Below are 17,505 nucleotides of genomic sequence, written 5' to 3'. Positions count from 1 at the left end.
ATCTATTAAAAAATGTTGCTATGAAAAACAATTACAAAGTGATCCAGCTAAAATGGATCTTAATTTTGGTTCTGGGTGTAGTTAATTTATCAGTTGCCCAAAAAAAAGTAATCGCTTACATTCCCAACTGGATCGATCTGAATTCATTTTCGAGCACTATTCAGTACAGTAAATTAACGCACATCAATATTGCGTTTGAAAATCCGGATGCCAACGGATATTTAACTTTCAACTCAGGATCAAACACAATTATTAATGCCGCACACGCACAAAACATCAAAGTTTTTGTTTCTCTTGGTGGAGGATCAGTTTCTGAGGGCGGCGCAATTCGTGACAATTATTTTAATCTGATTACGCCTGCTAATAGAACAGCTTTTATTCAAAAATTATATGATTACGTTGTAGCTCATAATTTTGATGGAATTGATGTAGATCTTGAAGGTCCGGCAATCAATGGCGATTACGGCGGATTTGTAATTGCGCTTGCTGCTAAATTGCATGCAAATGGCAAATTAATCTCTGCTGCGCTTTCAGAAGGATACGGTGGTGCTAATGTGCCAGCTTCGACTTTTGCAGCTTACGACTGGATTAATATTATGGCTTATGATGCAACAGGCCCATGGGCACCAGGTAGTCCGGGTCAGCATTCTCCTTACAGTATGGCTGTAAACCAGTTTAATTACTGGACAGGAAGAGGTTTACCAGCAAGCAAAGCCATCATCGGACTTCCGTTTTACGGTTACGGTTTTGGAGCTTCTGCCAATCAGGGAATTTCATATGCGAATATCGTAGCGCAATATCCTGGAGCAGAAAATGTAGACCAGGTTGGAAACACAATTTATTATAACGGAATTCCAACTATCAAAGCAAAAACAACTTTTGCGATTCAAAATGCTGGCGGAGTTATGATTTGGGAATTATCTCAGGATGCCGTTGGTTCAAAATCATTATTAACAGCCGTAAATCAGGTCATTACAGGAAGTCAGCCACCAGTTGGTACAGGAACTTTAATTCAGGCAGAAAGCTATTCGTCTATGAGCGGTATTCAAACTGAAGCAACAACAGATACAGGCGGAGGTTCAAACGTAGGTTACGCAGATACGGGAGATTGGATGGCGTATTTCAATGTTAATTTCCCAACTTCAGGAAGCTATGTAATTGAATATAGAGTAGCAAGTGCCGTTACGGGAGGAAGATTATCTTCTGATTTAAGCGCCGGAACCATTCAGCTTGGTGCTGTTAATGTACCCAATACCGGAGGATGGCAAAACTGGCAGACCATTACTCAAACCGTAAATGTAAATGCCGGAACGTACAATTTCGGGATATATGTTCAAAATACAGGTTTTAATCTAAATTGGTTCAGAATCACAAAAGCGGCTTCAGGTTTGGCGGCAAAATCTGCAGCTCCAACTTCAGAAGAGTTTGTGGCTTTAAATATATACCCAACTTCTACAGACAGCACACTTTCCATCAGTCAGGATGTAAGTACTGCTAAAGTAAGTATTGTTGATTCTCAAACAGGTGCTGTGGTTTCAGGACCAAAAGTAAACAACAATAGTGTAGATGTTTCTCTTTTAAAATCAGGTGTTTATTTGATTGTTTTTGAAAAAGAAGGTACACAAACCGTGAGACGTTTTATTAAAAAATAAGTATTTATAAAAAGTGCTATTTCTTCTTTTTGATCGAAAGGAGGAATAGTGCTTTTTTTTAAATTAAAAATTATTCATGTGCAGTATTAACATGTAGTTTGTCATTTCGACGGAGGAGAAATCTTCGCAAGTAACTCTGTAACGAGAATCAATCTTTGTCGAGCTTCTCGCGGAGATTTCTCCTCCGTCGAAATGACAAAAATGTGGATAAAATCTGCTCAATCTGCTCAATCTGCGAGAAAATTTTTGCCACAGATTTAAGGATTTACATAATTTTTATTTCACGCAGATTTTGCAGATTTTTATTTATCCTGTTTGAGCATAGTTTGTCATTTCGACGGAGGAGAAATCACATCCAGAGAGCAACGAACCGAAAATCCGTTATGTGATTTCTCCTCCGTCGAAATGACAAAAAATGAGAATAAATCGGCTCAATCTGCCAAATCTGCGTGAAAACACACACACAGCTATGTGCATTATAATCAAGTGAAACGCCTTTTTTAAGTTAAACAAAAGTCTATGTTTCTATGTGTTTAAATATACACACAGCATATCAAAAAGTAACCCCAAACCCCAAATACAATATGAAAAACAATTACAGATTTCGCTTAAGTTTATTTGTTTTTATAGCTTTTAGCAGTTTTGCCGTCGCGCAGACTTCTTTAGGTTCGAGTAAAGCATTTATGAATAATTTAAAAAACGGACTCGCAACCGCGACTTCAAAAAGTACTACAGAGAAAACAGTTTTGCTTCAGGCAGAAAACAAAAACTTCAACGGAAAAATCAATTACAAAAAATCAGATGCTTCAAGTGAATTTTTGATTGGAGAAATTAAGAATGTTCCAGAATCTTCTTTTTACATTAAAGTAATGGATAGATCGCTGGAAGGACACATTATTCTAAAGAAAACAAAAGAAGCTTACAAATACTATTCTGATGCAAAAGGAAATGCCTATGTTTCTAAAGTAGATATCAATACTTTGATTTGTATCAATTATGAAAATGTTCCTCAAAATACAGCAAAATCAGCAGATGTAACAGCGGCTGCACAAATTGCGCCTGCATTATTGAATCTGCAAAGTTTGCCAGGAGCGGCAGGTTGTGTAATGTTAGATTTTGATGGTTATAATATGCCGGCAGGAAATCTTTGGAACAACGGAAACGCCATTAACGCAGCGCCATCAGGAATGAGCGATGCAGATGTGCAGCAACACTGGGAAGTAGTTGCTGAAGATTACAGACCTTTTAACGTGAATATTACAACGAGTGAAGCTGTTTTTAACTCCTACCCAAGAAACAGAAGAATGCGTGTGGTGGTAACTCCAACCAATACTGCGGCCCCGGGGGCGGGGGGAGTAGCGTATATTGGTTCCTTCAATTGGGACAATGATGTGCCTTGCTGGGTATTTATTACCTCAGGCAAATCTGGTGGAGATGCCTCTGCGCATGAAGTTGGGCATACTTTCGACCTGGGTCACGACGGCCGTACAAATCCTGCAGAAGATTATTTTGTAGGGATAAACAATACTTCGTGGGCGCCAATTATGGGTGCAGGTTATTACAGACCTGTTGTGCAATGGAGTAAAGGCGAATACGATTATGCAAACAACAAACAAGATGATGTTGCCATTATTGCAAGTGCTAAATTTGGTGTAGGTTACAGAGGTGACGATTACGGAAACACAACTGCTTCTGCAGCCACTTTAGATTACAATGCAAGCGGAGCAATCAACCAAAAAAATGGAATTATTTCAAGTGAAGCTGATTATGATTTCTTTTCGTTTACAACAGGCGGAGGAAATGTTTCGATCAATGCTAAGACAGTTTCAAGAGACGGAAACCTGCATCTTTTAATTCGTTTATATAATTCTGCAGGAGCAGAAATGGGAACGTATTGGAACTCTGATCCGTTTGCTTTAAACGCTGCTATGAATGTGAATTTGCCAGCCGGAAAATACTTTATTGGTGTTGATGGCAACGGTGCCGGAAGTGCTGGTTATGGAGGATATTCGGCATACGGTTCTATAGGAAGTTATTCGGTTACAGGAACAATTCCGCCGGGAGGAAATATCGCAGCTTCTACAGATGTGATTACGGCTTATAAAGATTGTAACTACACCGGATTTTCTGGCGGATTAACAATTGGTGATTATAATCTGGCACGTTTAAATTCATTGGGACTTTTAAATGATGATATTTCGTCCTTAAGAATCACGCAGGGATTTCAGGCGATTTTGTATCAGGACGATAACTTTACCGGAGCTTCAACTGTAATTAATTCTGATAATTCTTGTTTGAATACTACGTGGAATGATAAAGTGAGTTCTATCAGAATTCTTGCAAACGGAGTTACCACTTTAGGAAATCAAACTTTCTTTTTACAAAACAGAAACAGCGGTTTAAATATGGATGTCTGGAATGCAAGTTTATCAAATGGTTCCAATGTCGCTCAGGGAACTGCAAATTCGGCTACAAATCAAAAGTTTACATTCACCCATTTAGGCGATGGTTTGTATAAAATTATTGCCAATCACAGCGGTCAGTCTTTAGATGTAAATAATTTTAATAAAGACAATGGTGCCAATGTAGAGCAATATCCGTACAACGGAACTACAAATCAGCAGTTTATATTGTTTTCTACCGGAGATGGGTTTTATAAAATTATTGCCAGACATAGCGGTAGAATTGTTGAGGTTGCAGGAGCAAGCACAACAAATGGCGCCAATGTACAGCAATGGCAGGATAATGGACAGGTTTGCGGACAATGGAAATTAATCTCAACAACAACTGCGCAAACTTCAACCCTAATTCAGGCAGAAGATTATTCTGCCATGAGCGGAATTCAGACCGAAGTTACAACTGACACAGGCGGAGGCTCAAATGTGGGTTATACAGAAACAGGAGATTGGTTAGCCTATAACAACATCAATTTTCCAACAACAGGTTCTTATTTAATCGAATACAGAGTTGCGAGCGGGGTTGCAGGAGGTAAATTATCATGTGATTTAAACGGCGGAACAATTATTTTAGGCAATGTTGATATTCCCAATACCGGAGGATGGCAAAATTGGCAAACTGTAACGCAAACGGTAAGTGTAAATGCCGGAACTTATAATTTTGGAATCTATATTCAAAATACGGGAATGAACATCAACTGGATCAGAATTACTAAAATTGGTGCTGCTGCAACTCCTGTAGCTTCGTCTATTACTGTTGAAGATGAAGTAGATTCAGTTGCTTTAAATGTATATCCAAATCCGGTTACAGATATACTTTTCTTCACTACAGATGTAGTGGGAGGAAATGTAAGTGTGGTAGATTCTCAAACAGGAAGTTTGGTTGTGTCACAAAAAATCAATGACAATAATTTGAATGTTTCCGGTCTGAGAAATGGAATTTATTTTATTGTTTTTGAGAAAGACGGGGCTAAAACTATCAAACGTTTTATTAAAAAATAGAGTTAGTTATGAATTATGAGTTATAAATTATGGCTTGTAATTTTAGTTAAAAGGCTGCCAGTTTAAACGGCAGCCTTTTCTATTATAATGTAATTATAAGTTATTTGCTTTGAGTTAAATTTTATGGTTTATGATTTTTATCCCTAACTCAAAACTCATAATTTATAATTCAAAACTCATTTTTTCGTTTTCTCCAATTCTCCAATAAACGGAATTTCATCCTGAACCGCAGATCTTATTGTGGTTTGAAAATATTGTTCTAACTGAATGAACTTTGCTGCATTAATTGGCCCAACTGCTTTTTTTGCTTTACCGTAAGCTTTAGATAAAAGCTTTTCAAAATCAACATTGTTTTTTAAATTATTTTTTGCCAGTTCATCAGCTTTTTCATCCGTAATTTTATCATAATTGATGGCGTAGTCGTTTATGATCTGCATTTTTTTCTGACCCAAAGCTTTGCGTTCGGCTTCATAATTATCGTAAACGGCCTGAAAAGCTGTAGCTTGTGGTTCTGGCAAATTCAAATAATCTTTTATAATATCTCCTTTAGATTTTCCGTAAAGACTTTGCACAAGTATCACATCATCTGTAGATTGAGCAAATAGGGTTGTTGAAGCTATAATGGCCAGGAAAAGAAATAATTTTTTCATAATTTGTGATGTTTATTGATTAGAGAATATTTTAAATACTATTGTGTTTATTTACTGAAATCATAACTTAAAGTCGCTCCTAAACCAAATTGATAGGTTGCTACAAAATCTGTTACACCAACCGGACCATAATAAGTCCAGTAATAGCTGGTGCCGACTGAGGCGGACATAGATTGTAAATAAGCATTTAAATTGATAGACCAAGGTGAAGAAGTTTTAATTTTTACACCACCTTTTATTTCCCAGGCAAAATAAGTTTCGTTTCCGCTTTGAGGTGTTTCAAGAATATTAATACCGGCTCCGGCGCCAAGATAGGGCATCACATTAGAACCAATATCAAAGTAATGTGCGTAATCAACTAAAATATAGTTTAACGCACCTTTATCATCTCCGGCATTCGCTTGATTTCCCAGAGGGCCGTATAAAGGTAATTTTGTATCAAGCCTGTTGTATTTTAATTCGATAGAACTATTTTCTACAATAAAATACTCAAAACCAATACCATATTCAAAGCCGTCTCCTACATAAGCATAAGAGTTATCATATTCTACTTTATCCTGAAAGGCGTAACCTGCATATAAATTAAGCAGAAATGAGTTTGAAGTTTGTGCTTTTGCAAAAATTGAAAATAAAAAAATAACGAATAATAGATTATACTTTTTCATAATTTTAGTTTTAATTTGATTTGTAATTAGCTCGTGTTAAAGACTTAACAGGGATTTAAAAATTATAATTCAAAATTAATTTTAGTTCTTAAGAAAAAATATTTAAACGCCTCAACTTGGTTTCACTTTAGAAAATGAAACAATTTTCATACAAAAATGCGTTGTATGGGGAATATTTTAAGGGGAAAATTTTGTTTTGGAATAATAAATTCGCGAAGATTATATTTGACTGATGATATCCAGCCATCTTTTTTCAGCAGAAAAACTTTTAAACTCTGTTTGATTCAGCACTTTTTTCTTGTTTAGGTTTCCTCTGAAAAATAGCAAAGTCAGAAAATCTAAGGAAATACTTCTATATTTTTCTTCGCCATTTTGATTGTAGATTTTGGCAAATAAAACTGCTGCTTCGTAATTTTGAAAATCCGACATTCCGCCCAAAATCATCGAAGCATTATTGTAATGATCGTATGTTTTTTGAAACTCTTTTGTTTGATATGCTTTTTTGGCTTCGTTAATCAATTGTAAAGCATCATTTAAATCTTTTTGATCGTTTTTTCGGGCTTCTTCAAAAGATATATTTTTATATTCAAATCCGTAGTTCAGCGCGTAGATTTTCAAAGGCAAAAGTTTAAAATCGGCACGTCTTTTATCTGCTAAATCTTCTTTAATGATAGGTCTGAAACCGGAGGCATTTCCATTTTGTGTCCAGTTTACCTGAGTTCCGTAAAGTTGCTTGTAGTTGAGATTGCATTGCACGCGATCATACAAAAAGGCGTAATTTTCCAGATCGATTTCTTTTGTTTCCATTAATTTTTCCATTTTGGATAAAGTTAATTTTTGAAACAAAATATCCTGATCAGCATGCTGTACGATAAGCCAGAAATTGTTTTGGCCGTCTTTTCCAATTTCAGTTATTTTTGGCCAGCCGTATTTTTCGATGATTTCTTTCGCTTCGTTGAGGTTCTTAAAATCGGAATCATTTATCTGCTGGTTCAAAACTTCTATTTCGCGTGGATCATTGGTCTGGCTTTTGGCAAACCGAAGTTTCTGATCCTGAATTGTCATTAAATTAATGCGTTTTCGCAAATCCGGAAGCTTTAGTGTTTTCTCGTATTGCTGTTCTTTCAACTTTGCTTTTTGTATGATAATCTGCCATTCAGCGTCATAATTATTTCGCAAAAAATCAAAATAAGGATCAATTACTAAAGCTTCAGTTTCTGTCCAGCCTTTATCCAAAGCCAAGTTTAAATATTGAAACGCTTCGGTTTTATTTTGATTTAATGCATAAACGCCTGCCATTTTGTAAGCGTTTAAAGCATCTGGCTGTTGTATTAAAAATGCTTTTTCGAAAGTAAGAATGGCATTTTTATATTCTTTTTGAAGATGAAACAAAGATGCTTCGGCAATTAATTCCTCATAATTATTCGTTTGCGCTTGACTATTAAAGTTGAAGAATAAAAGAAGTATAACAAAATATCGTTTCATTTCTATTTGATTTTCATCAACTAAATTACATATAATTTTTATAAATGCTTTGTTTATAGGTAGATATGGCTGTTTTTTATATTAAAAGCCCATTTAAAATAAATGAAACGTACCTTTTTCTTTGTCGATATACTTTGCGGGTATAATTTTTAAAATAAAAAAGCTCGTTCCAAACTAATGAAACGAGCTTTTGTTTTTTTTTAAAGGGTTATGCCATATCGATAAGACCTCTTTTTAGAAAATAATGATCATCATTTTTTACTAAATAAAATTGAGCAGCAAATCCCGAAGGTTCGCCTAAATAGGTTAAACTAACATCAAAATATCTTGTATTACCATTTTCTTCGGCCCACATATAATCATCTAAAATGTCAACATTATTTAACCATTCCAAATTGTTAAGCCATTCTTTTCCTTCAAAGGATTCATCTTTTGCAATCTCATGAATAAGATAATGATCGCGCCAGATTACATGTATAGATTCTTCCCAATCATCATATACATGATCGACTATATTTTTAGCATTGTCTAATTCGCCTTTTTTCAAATAAGCAAAAAAATCTTCTACTACTTTTTGTGCTTCAGTTTCAGTTGGTTTTTCTTTCCAGGTTTTAAGGGTTGCCATAATTTTAGTTTAGGATATATTTTTAAGAATGATTTCTCAGTTTTAAAAATTTGTTTTCATTACAAATAAAACAATTTCTTGTTAAAACTTTACAAACGCATTCCCTTTTTTTGTAAATATATTTGTACTTGAAACAGAAAGAAAACCATCAATAAGAATGCGGTTTTTTTTGAAGGTTGTTTGATTTTTTTTTAGTTGAAAAACTTTTTTAAAAAAATAATTGATTATTAATAAAAAAGCCCGTTCCAAAGTAATGAAACGAGCTTTATAATTGTGGAACTTTGGGGCGTATTCACAATTTATTAAATAATTTTATTTCGGCATTGTTGGCGTCATAATTCGTCTGGTTGGTGTGCTTAATGTCTCGATAAAAGCCAGTAAATCGCTAATTTCTTCTTTGCTTAGATTTAATTTTTTAAGCATTGGGTCTACTTTTGGAATCAGGGAATCTCTGGCAGTTCCTAAATATTTTTTCTGAATAGGAGAGGGATTTCCGCCATTGTACAATTCGACAACATCCAATAAAGACGGAAAATGCCCGTGATGCATCCAGGGTTTTGTGTTTGCGACTTCACGAAGTGTTGGCGTTCTGAATTTGCCAATATCTTTTACATCTTTTGTCACATTATATCTTCCAAAATCCTCATTTTTTGTTCCGAATAAAGTCTGACCATCATTATGAAATTGATTATCGCTAAAATAAGGTGTGTTATGGCAATTGATGCATTGCGCTTTGGTTCTGAACAAATGCAAACCTTTGACCTGAGCATCTGTAAAAGCTTCAGATTTTCCGCTAATGAAATTATCAAATTTACTTTTCGGACTATTGATTGATCTTTCAAAAGTCGCAATCGCATATTGAATTCTTTGCAGATTCACTTTTTTGTCCCCAAAAGCATTTGTAAATAGAGTATTATAACCTTTAATTTTCGCAATTTTATCTACTGCAATCGTTAGTTTTTCATTCATTTCCAATGGATCTCCAATCGGAAATTGTGCCTGATCTTCAAGACTGGAAGCTCTTCCGTCCCAAAATAAAGTTTTGGCATACGCCGAATTTAAAATCGTCATCGAATTGCGTTTTCCCGTTTGGCGATCGTGCCCAAAAGAACGCGTTAAGTTATCTGTCCAGCCCAATTCCGGATTATGACAGGAAGCACAGGCAATTTGCCCGCTAATGGATAACCTCGGATCAAAAAACAATATTTTCCCCAAAGCTTCTTTCTCTTTCGAATACGGATTATAATCCGGATACGGAACTGCAGGCAAAACACCAATATCTTCAAACTTAGATTTATCGATATTTTCATGTAATTCTGCCGCCGGCCATTTTGTAGCATCTCCGCTTGAATACAGTTTTCTTAATTCTGTAATATCGATATAATCGGGCTGTTCAACGCTCTTATAAGCTGTTAAACTTAGGAGAAGGACGATCGGTAGTATTAAGGTTTTTAATTTCATATTTATTTTTGTTTCAGGTTTCAGGTTTCAAGTTGCGGCAGAACATCAAACCTGAAACGTGAAACTTTTTTAATTTAAAACTTAAAGAGCGACTTCTTTCGGGCAAGCGTCGTTTATTGGATCTATTTTTGGATATGTTTTGTTGTTGTACATTTTGTATTGTGTAGAAACCGTTCCTCCAAAAAGTTCCTCATTGGTTAGTTTTAATTCAAAAGAAATTTCAAACAAACCAGTACTAATTTCTTTATAAGTTCCTTCACCAGCTATCGCAATAACATGAGATACTTTAGTAGTTCCAATGGTTATATATTGCGGAATAACAAGTACTTTTCCATCGGTTTTGCTGTTTCCATTTGTTGGAAAAAATTCAAGAGCCGAAGTAATATTAAATCCGGGAGAATATTGCGATGCTGTACTTTCGTTAGAGAAAAATCTTTTTAACCCAAATGAATTGGTTGTGTTTGTTCCGGTTACAACATTAAATCCAATTATAAAAGCATCATGATAAACATCATCAGCCGTATTTGTTGTGCCCTTATCACTATATAAAACAGCATTTTCGTTGTCTTTTGTCACTACAACAGGAAACGTAAAGGCATTAAAAGTCTGCCATGCACAGGTACCGCTTTTATCAAACCAATGCTCGCCGTAAGTCAGGTAAAACTGATTTGATAAATCATAAAATTTAGATGCAGGATTGGCCTGAACATCTCTTGGTGATTTAATTGGTTTTACAATTTGCAAAATCGTATTTCCGGTAGCGGTGTAATTTGTTGTATTGTTTAACGTAATATCAGTTTCATAACGAACATCATCATTTTGAATATCTTCTAAAAGCGTTAAATGATACGTAATTGAGCTTCTGTCATCTCCAAAATCATCGTGTGTTAAAGAATATTCAAAACCATTAAGAAATGTAAATATATCAAGATTTTCAATCTCAGAAGGAAAGAATCCATTTGGAAAATTGATTTTAAAATCTACTGTTTCTCCGGCCACTCCTTTAAGATTAATTCGGTTTACAGGAAAAGTATAAGTCGTATTTATTTCTCCCAGATTCACTGTAAACACGTCATTTACTGCTAATGTATTTAGATTACCAATGTGAATTGCAGGATCTGAAGTTTCTTTAAGTTTTAATGTAATACTTTGATTTGGCTGCCATCTTTTATCAAAAGAAAGAAAAAGGGTATCAGTAAGTTTTGTTCCTTCAAATAATAATTTATCAACAGGATTTAAAGTAAAATCATCTTCACTTCCGGTTGTGGTTACACTAAAAGAAGCTTCTACAGCATTTTTTAAATTTGTTGAGGTTAATGTTACTGGTATTTTTAAAGTTTTTACTGATTTATTTTCATAAATACCTGCAGGCAATAATGAAGTATTTATTGCCGGATATTCTAACGGAACACCACTACTTGTAGTCTGGAAATTAAACCTGATAAAGGGATCTATGTTGTTAGAATCTAATTTGTAATCATCTTTTGAACATGAAGTAAATAACGTTAAAACGATACTTACAGCTATAATTTTAATAGGATTCATTTTGTTTTAAGTTTGGGTTAACAATAATAGTGCTTCGTGGTATTGGCAATACAAATTTTGGCGACGGATAGGTTAAACTGCAACTAAGAGATATGCAGCCATCAGTACGGGAAATATTTTTTTTGTTTCTGGCAATATCAAAAAGCAGATGCCCTTCAAAACACAATTCTTTTCTTCGCTCAAGAAACAATGCCTCTTTCAAAATTTCAGTATCTGTTAATTCACTTGCATTTGCACGGGTTCTTATGGTATTAATGTCTTTTTTTGCCTGATCGGTATTGTTTAGTTCCAATGCTGCTTCGGCACGAATTAAATATTGTTCGCTCAATCTAAAAGCAACGTAGCCTGGATTTCCCTGAAATTTTTTAGTGAAATAATAATTTTGTTTGATTTGTTTATTGTTGACCAATGTTGATAATGGCTTTTCTAAAAACAGTTGCTTCCTAATATCCGTCGTTTCATACAAACTTAATAAGTCTTGAGAGGCTACATAGTTAGAATAACTGGCATCGCTGGTATAACCAAAATATGAAGATAATGATCCGCTGGCTGTTCCGTCTGAACCTTTTGGAATTGAAAACTCTAATAAAATCTCTGAAACAGGAAGATCGGGTTGTTCCCATTGTGCAATATAATCAGCCGAATTCATTAAGCTTACACCTGAATTTTCAATTACATCATTTGCTGTTTCATAAGCATTTTTCCAGTCTTTTTTAGACAAGTAAACTCTTGCTAAAAGAGCTTTTGTGCTTTTAGTATTAAAAAAGGAATAAACCGGACCTTGCAAAAGTGAACTGTCAGAATAAAGATTTAAGGCAGTTGTTATGTCATTAATTATTAAGGAATAAGTGTTTGCAGCAGTTTCCCTTGTCGGATATTGAATTCCTTCGGTAATAGATTTCGTATTATAAACAATTCCCAAATGTGATGCGTCATCAGTATAACCATAATTTTGGCTGTATATTTCACTCAATAAAAAGTGCATGTAGGCTCTTGCTGCTAATGCTTCGGCTTTTATCTGGTTTTTTTCAGCTTCAGTGGCGTCTGTTAAGGCATCTGTAAATTCTAAAATTAAATTGGCCTGATTGATAATATCATAACTATCGCCATAAAAAATTGAAAAATTAGATTCATCTGCAAGATCTCCAAAAGAATACAGATTTTTAATATTAGTCGGAATAGTCAATTGTCCTTGAGAACTGCTTGTTAATGACGGACTAAATTTTAAGTTTCCTCCCTGCAAATCTGCGTAAACAGCAAAACGTTCGCCTCTTACATTGGCTTCAATATCGCTATACAAACCATTTAATGCCTGTAAAACCCCTTGTTTTGTTTTTAATTGCTCAGTTATTGAAATCTGAGTTCCTGGTTCCTGTTCTAAAAAATCACTACAGCTTTGCAACAAACAAATTGTTGTCAAAAGCATAAGAAACTGTAATATCCTGATATTTTTGAAGTATTTCATCTTCTTAAAATTTAGTATTAATTCCACACGAGATAGTTCTGGCTTGTGGATAAGTGTAATTAAATTCTCTAATGCCATTCATTCCTGAAGGGCTTTTTTCTTTGTACCAGTAAAGCACATTAGACACATCTGCAAAAAGAGTTAATGTATCAAGAAAAGTATTTTTTAAAGGAACATTATAGCTCAGGTTAACATTGCTTATTTTGATGTATGAAGCATCATAAACATATTTACTCATGTTAGAAATTATAGTATTATCCCCAGGAGAAGGCTGTGAAACGATATCTCCCTGGTTTTTCCAATAATCATAGGCATTTACAGACATATTTCTGTTGGATGAAGTTCTGTATTTTGCTACTATTTCTTCTGAAACCAATTTATCTCCACCCCATTGAAAAGCACCATTAATTGATAAAGTAATTTTATTGTTTAATGAAAAAGAATTGCTGAAACCACCAAAAGCTTTTGGCTGTAAATCTCCAATTGGCACCCAGTCAGCCTCGCTAAATGTTCTTGCATAAGTTGTCGAATCATAAAGCTGTCCCTCTTTTTTAATAAGATCCCTCCCCGTTGCAGGATCAATTCCTACCCAGTTTACACCCCAAATAGTAGTGGTACTGTAACCTGTTTTTTGTGCAAGTGCAAGGTTTGAAATAGAGTAGTTGCTTCCTAAACCAACTAAATCGGTTACTTTATTGTCTACAGTTGAAATATTAAATGCTGAAGTCCACTTAAATTTGCCTTTTTGAAACCATTTAATTCGGGTTGTAAATTCAAAACCTTTATTATACATGCTTGAAGCATTTAATTGTACCGTTCCATATCCTGTTTCTGTTGGGATACTTCTGCTTGTAATCAAATCTTGTAAGTCATCATAATAATATTCTAATGATAATTCAACCGTATTAAATACATTAAAATCGATTCCGGTATTAAATTTTAGATTTTTTTCCCAGCTTAAATTTCCGTTGGGGGCAGCGCTTGGATTAGCTTCAAGATATCCGTTGTATCCATTTTGCGAAAGCGTATAAAGACCTTTTGAACGATACGAACCTATTCGGGAATTTCCCGTTGAGCCATAACTAATTTTAAATTTTAATAAATCTATCCATGAACTGGATTCTAAAAATTCTTCATTGCTCGTAACCCAGGCCAAACCTGCACCGCTGTTGTAAGCAACATTGGTATCATCTCCAAAAACAGAACTTTCGTCACGTCTAAAATTGACTAAAGCGTAATATTTCTTTTTATAATTGTAATTGATTTGCGTAAATAAAGAAACTCTTGAATTATTGCTAAAATCAGATCCTCTAACCTGTCTTGCCGTTGTCTCATCAACTAATGGAGTGGTCGTATCATCATCCTGAATGGCATCTTCAACTCTGTTAATTACATTTGGATTTGTAAAACCAGAAGCAGATGAATAATCAAAATTTGTTTTTTCTTCAGAAAGTTCAAAGCCTATTACGCCATCAATGCCATGATTTGGATTGATTTGTTTGTTATATAACATTTGTCCCTGCCAGTTCCATTTGGTTGAGTTTCGGTTATTAAAAAGTCGTCGTCCCCAATTTGGATAAGTTGTTCCATTTGAAATAAAAGATCCATTATTTTGTCCGCTTTCGTTTTCGCCCGAAAACCAGCGATCCTGAACTTTATCAACATAATCCATTCCGAATAAAGTGGAGAATTTTATATTTTTATTTAATTCGTAAGCTACATTCAAACTTCCTAAAAGTCCAAGTGATTCAGTCTCATTTTTATTCTGCTCAATTGCTGCCAGTGGATTTCCTCCCGTATTACCGCCAGATACACCTAAATTTGCATAAGTTCCATCAGCATTATATGGAGATATAGTGGGTAAATAAGCAAAATCATAATAAATATTTGGTGCATCTTTTTTAATATAACTGGGATTAAGCGATAAATTAATATCCCATTTTGATGCGCGATAGCCTAAGTTTATCCCACCATTAAGCTGTTTTGTAGTATTTCCTACTTGTGGCTCATCAATATTTAAATAAGAAATATTAGTTCGGTAAGAGAATTTTGAAGTGGCTCCCGAAACATTAAAATTGTACTTATTATAAATACCGGATCTGTTCAATAAACCAAACCAATCTGTATTAACTCCGTTATAAGCAACTGGAACATAGCCAGAAGTTGTGTTTTTTAAATACTGATTTCTTACTTCTGTATATTGTTCTCCGTTTAAATATTTAATTTGATTTATTGCAGAAGAAACACCAAGCTGATTGGAGAAACCGAATTTAGCTTTTCCTAATTTCCCTTTTTTTGTAGTAATCAAAATTACACCGTTTGCACCATCGGCACCATATATACCAACAGCTGCGGCATCTTTTAAAACAGTGAAGTTTTCGATATTATCTGGCGAAATCATTGCTAATGGGTTTGATAATCCTTCTGCCAGTCTTCCTCCGTCAAAATATTGGCTGTCAATTCCGGTTTGTTCACTCATAATTACACCATCAACAATAATTAATGGCTGCGTAGAAGTACCCAAAATAGAATTACTTAAAGATTTTAAACTTCCCTGACCGCGAATATTAATTTTCACCGGACCACCAACACCGGAAGTATTTTCGATTAAAACCCCAGCAATTTGTCCTTCCAGCATTTTATCAACGCTTTCTGAGGCTTGCTGTACAGGAATATCTTTCGCAGTTATAGTCGAAATACTTCCCACAATTTCTTCCTTCAGTTTTGTAGTTCCATAAGATGACGTAATTACAACCGGATTTAATTCGTCTACCGATTCTTCCAGATAAAACACAAAATCTTTCTTGTTTTCTGCCTTTTGAGATTGTGGAATCATTCCTAAAAAAGCAACTTCAAGAACAAGATTGTTGATGTTATTTCCTTTTAACTCATAAACAAATTTTCCATTAAAATCGGTTATAGCGCCCATTGCTGTTCCCTTGATGCGAATTGTAGCGCCGGGAAGAGGCTGTTTATCTTTGGCACTTAAAACGGTTCCGATAATAAATCTTTCTGTTTCCTGCGAAGGATTATTTGTAGAAACAGGAGCAGAGCTGGTTAGTAAAACTTGTTTATTCTGAACGTAAAATGAAATATTTTTTCCTTTAAACAATTGTGTCAAAACAGTTTCTAAAGCTGCATTATCTACATCAATCGAAACTTTTTGATCGGCATCAATTTTTCGGGCATTATAAATAATCCTGAAATTACTTTGCTCTTCAATCGATTTTATAATTACAGTTAAATGCTGGTCTTTGGCGTGTAATGTGATCGTTTTATTCTGGGAAAAACCTTTAAAACCAGATATGAACAGGGCTAGGAAAAATAGCATTTTCCTTAAATTGTGTATCGTAAATGTCATGTTTTTAGTTAATTATGGAATATTGGTAATGGTAATAGTATTTTCGTTTATGGCATAATTAAATGGGGTGTCACGTTTTAGTAATTCTAAAATATTCTCGACGCTCGACTCACTAATTTTTATAGAACCGGTAAAACTCTGTCTGGCCAAATCAGAATTTTCGTTGATGATTTTCACATCATAAGTGCGCTCTATAATTTTTGCAATAGTTGAAAATGGGGTATCTTTAAAAGCAATATCGCCTTTTGTCCAGGCAGCATAAATGCTCGTATCTACGAATTTGGTTGTAATTTTTTTCGAATTATTTTGCCATGTTGCCATTTGGTTTGGCACAATCAAAACAGCATTTGATTTGTTTTCGGCTTCAGCCATCTGAATACTTCCCTCGATCAAAGTGCTATTTACCGTTGGGTTTTCAGGATAAGCGCTTACGTTAAATTTCGTTCCCAAAACTTCAACTTCCACTTTGTTGGCGTGCACGATAAAAGGATGGGTTTTGTCTTTGGCCACTTCAAAAAAAGCTTCTCCCGTTAGATAAACATTTCTTTTTCCGTTAAGACCAAATTGCTCCGGATATTTTAAAGTTGTTCCCGAATTTAAATTCACAACAGTTCCGTCTGAAAGCTGGAGTTTAAATCTTTTCCCGTACGGAACTTTAAGTGTATTATACACCACTTCCTGATCCTGAACTTTTCCAAAATAAATAATTTGGTTTGGAAATTTTTTGGCAATCAAATCGCCTTTATCGTTTATGACTTTTGTTTCATTTTTCTGGATAATAAACTCAGAACTTCCATCAGCTAATTCTAAAACAATTTCTTTAGAATCTGTCTTCTGACTAAAGTTAAAAGCAAATTTCCCTAATCCAAAAAGCACTAAAAATACAGCAGCAAATTTTAAATATTTGATGACTTTATTTTTTGGTTTAAGTTGAATTACCGAAGTTTCACCAATTGATGCAACATCAGAAAGGGAAGTCATTGCCCAGATTTTTTTGGCGGTAATAAACTGTTTTTTGTTTTCTTCCGAAGCATCGATCCATTCAAAAAGAGTTTGAATTTCCTGTTCTGTCGCTTCGTTCGATAAATATTTATGAAGTATTTCTGAAATCATATTTTGAGTTTGGTTAATGTCTCCT

At 34.6% G+C, this 17,505-nt stretch carries 11 protein-coding genes; 2 read left to right on the top strand and 9 right to left on the bottom strand.

Going from position 1 to position 17,505, the window contains the following annotated elements; genetic code table 11:
• Positions 1-20 precede the first annotated feature (20 nt).
• Together SD960_RS12075 and SD960_RS12070 are read left to right on the top strand one after the other, a co-directional pair.
• A complete protein-coding gene (locus SD960_RS12075; RefSeq protein ID WP_318803385.1) occupies positions 21-1,652 on the top strand; it encodes a glycosyl hydrolase family 18 protein in 1,632 nt (543 codons plus the stop codon).
• 584 nt (positions 1,653-2,236) lie between these two features.
• On the top strand, positions 2,237-5,110 hold the full coding sequence (locus tag SD960_RS12070) for an RICIN domain-containing protein (protein ID WP_318803384.1): 2,874 nt from the start codon (positions 2,237-2,239) through the stop codon (positions 5,108-5,110).
• A gap of 176 nt (positions 5,111-5,286) precedes the next feature.
• Here SD960_RS12070 and SD960_RS12065 read toward each other — a convergent pair whose 3' ends face one another.
• From SD960_RS12065 to SD960_RS12025, 9 genes are all read right to left on the bottom strand, one after another.
• Complete coding sequence (locus SD960_RS12065) at positions 5,287-5,760, bottom strand: hypothetical protein (RefSeq protein WP_318803382.1); 474 nt, start codon at positions 5,758-5,760, stop codon at positions 5,287-5,289.
• 47 nt (positions 5,761-5,807) lie between these two features.
• Positions 5,808-6,425 (bottom strand): hypothetical protein, encoded by a 618-nt coding sequence (locus SD960_RS12060; protein ID WP_318803379.1) that lies wholly within the window; start codon positions 6,423-6,425, stop codon positions 5,808-5,810.
• A 219-nt stretch (positions 6,426-6,644) separates the two neighbouring features.
• Complete coding sequence (locus tag SD960_RS12055; protein ID WP_318803378.1) at positions 6,645-7,910, bottom strand: DUF6624 domain-containing protein; 1,266 nt, start codon at positions 7,908-7,910, stop codon at positions 6,645-6,647.
• 208 nt (positions 7,911-8,118) lie between these two features.
• Positions 8,119-8,535: a hypothetical protein gene (locus tag SD960_RS12050; protein ID WP_318803377.1), complete on the bottom strand. Its 417-nt coding sequence runs from the start codon at positions 8,533-8,535 to the stop codon at positions 8,119-8,121.
• Positions 8,536-8,847: 312 nt separating this feature from the next.
• Positions 8,848-9,996 (bottom strand): cytochrome-c peroxidase, encoded by a 1,149-nt coding sequence (locus SD960_RS12045; protein WP_318803376.1) that lies wholly within the window; start codon positions 9,994-9,996, stop codon positions 8,848-8,850.
• Positions 9,997-10,077: 81 nt separating this feature from the next.
• Positions 10,078-11,541, bottom strand: a complete 1,464-nt coding sequence (locus tag SD960_RS12040) for a hypothetical protein (protein WP_318803375.1) — start codon at positions 11,539-11,541, stop codon at positions 10,078-10,080.
• On the bottom strand, positions 11,528-13,006 hold the full coding sequence (locus SD960_RS12035; RefSeq protein ID WP_318803374.1) for a RagB/SusD family nutrient uptake outer membrane protein: 1,479 nt from the start codon (positions 13,004-13,006) through the stop codon (positions 11,528-11,530). The genes SD960_RS12040 and SD960_RS12035 overlap by 14 nt, the downstream gene beginning before the upstream one ends.
• A gap of 4 nt (positions 13,007-13,010) precedes the next feature.
• Entirely contained in the window at positions 13,011-16,337 is a 3,327-nt protein-coding gene (locus SD960_RS12030) for a SusC/RagA family TonB-linked outer membrane protein (RefSeq protein ID WP_318803373.1), read from the bottom strand.
• A 42-nt stretch (positions 16,338-16,379) separates the two neighbouring features.
• Positions 16,380-17,480, bottom strand: coding sequence for a FecR family protein (locus SD960_RS12025; protein WP_318803371.1), 1,101 nt, complete (start codon positions 17,478-17,480; stop codon positions 16,380-16,382).
• Between the last annotated feature and the right edge of the window lie 25 nt (positions 17,481-17,505).

Source organism: Flavobacterium sp. MMLR14_040 (genome assembly GCF_033657265.1).
Lineage (GTDB): Bacteria > Bacteroidota > Bacteroidia > Flavobacteriales > Flavobacteriaceae > Flavobacterium.
The sequence above is the reverse complement of the archived record's forward strand: the minus strand, read 5'-3'. Positions and strand labels throughout refer to the sequence as shown.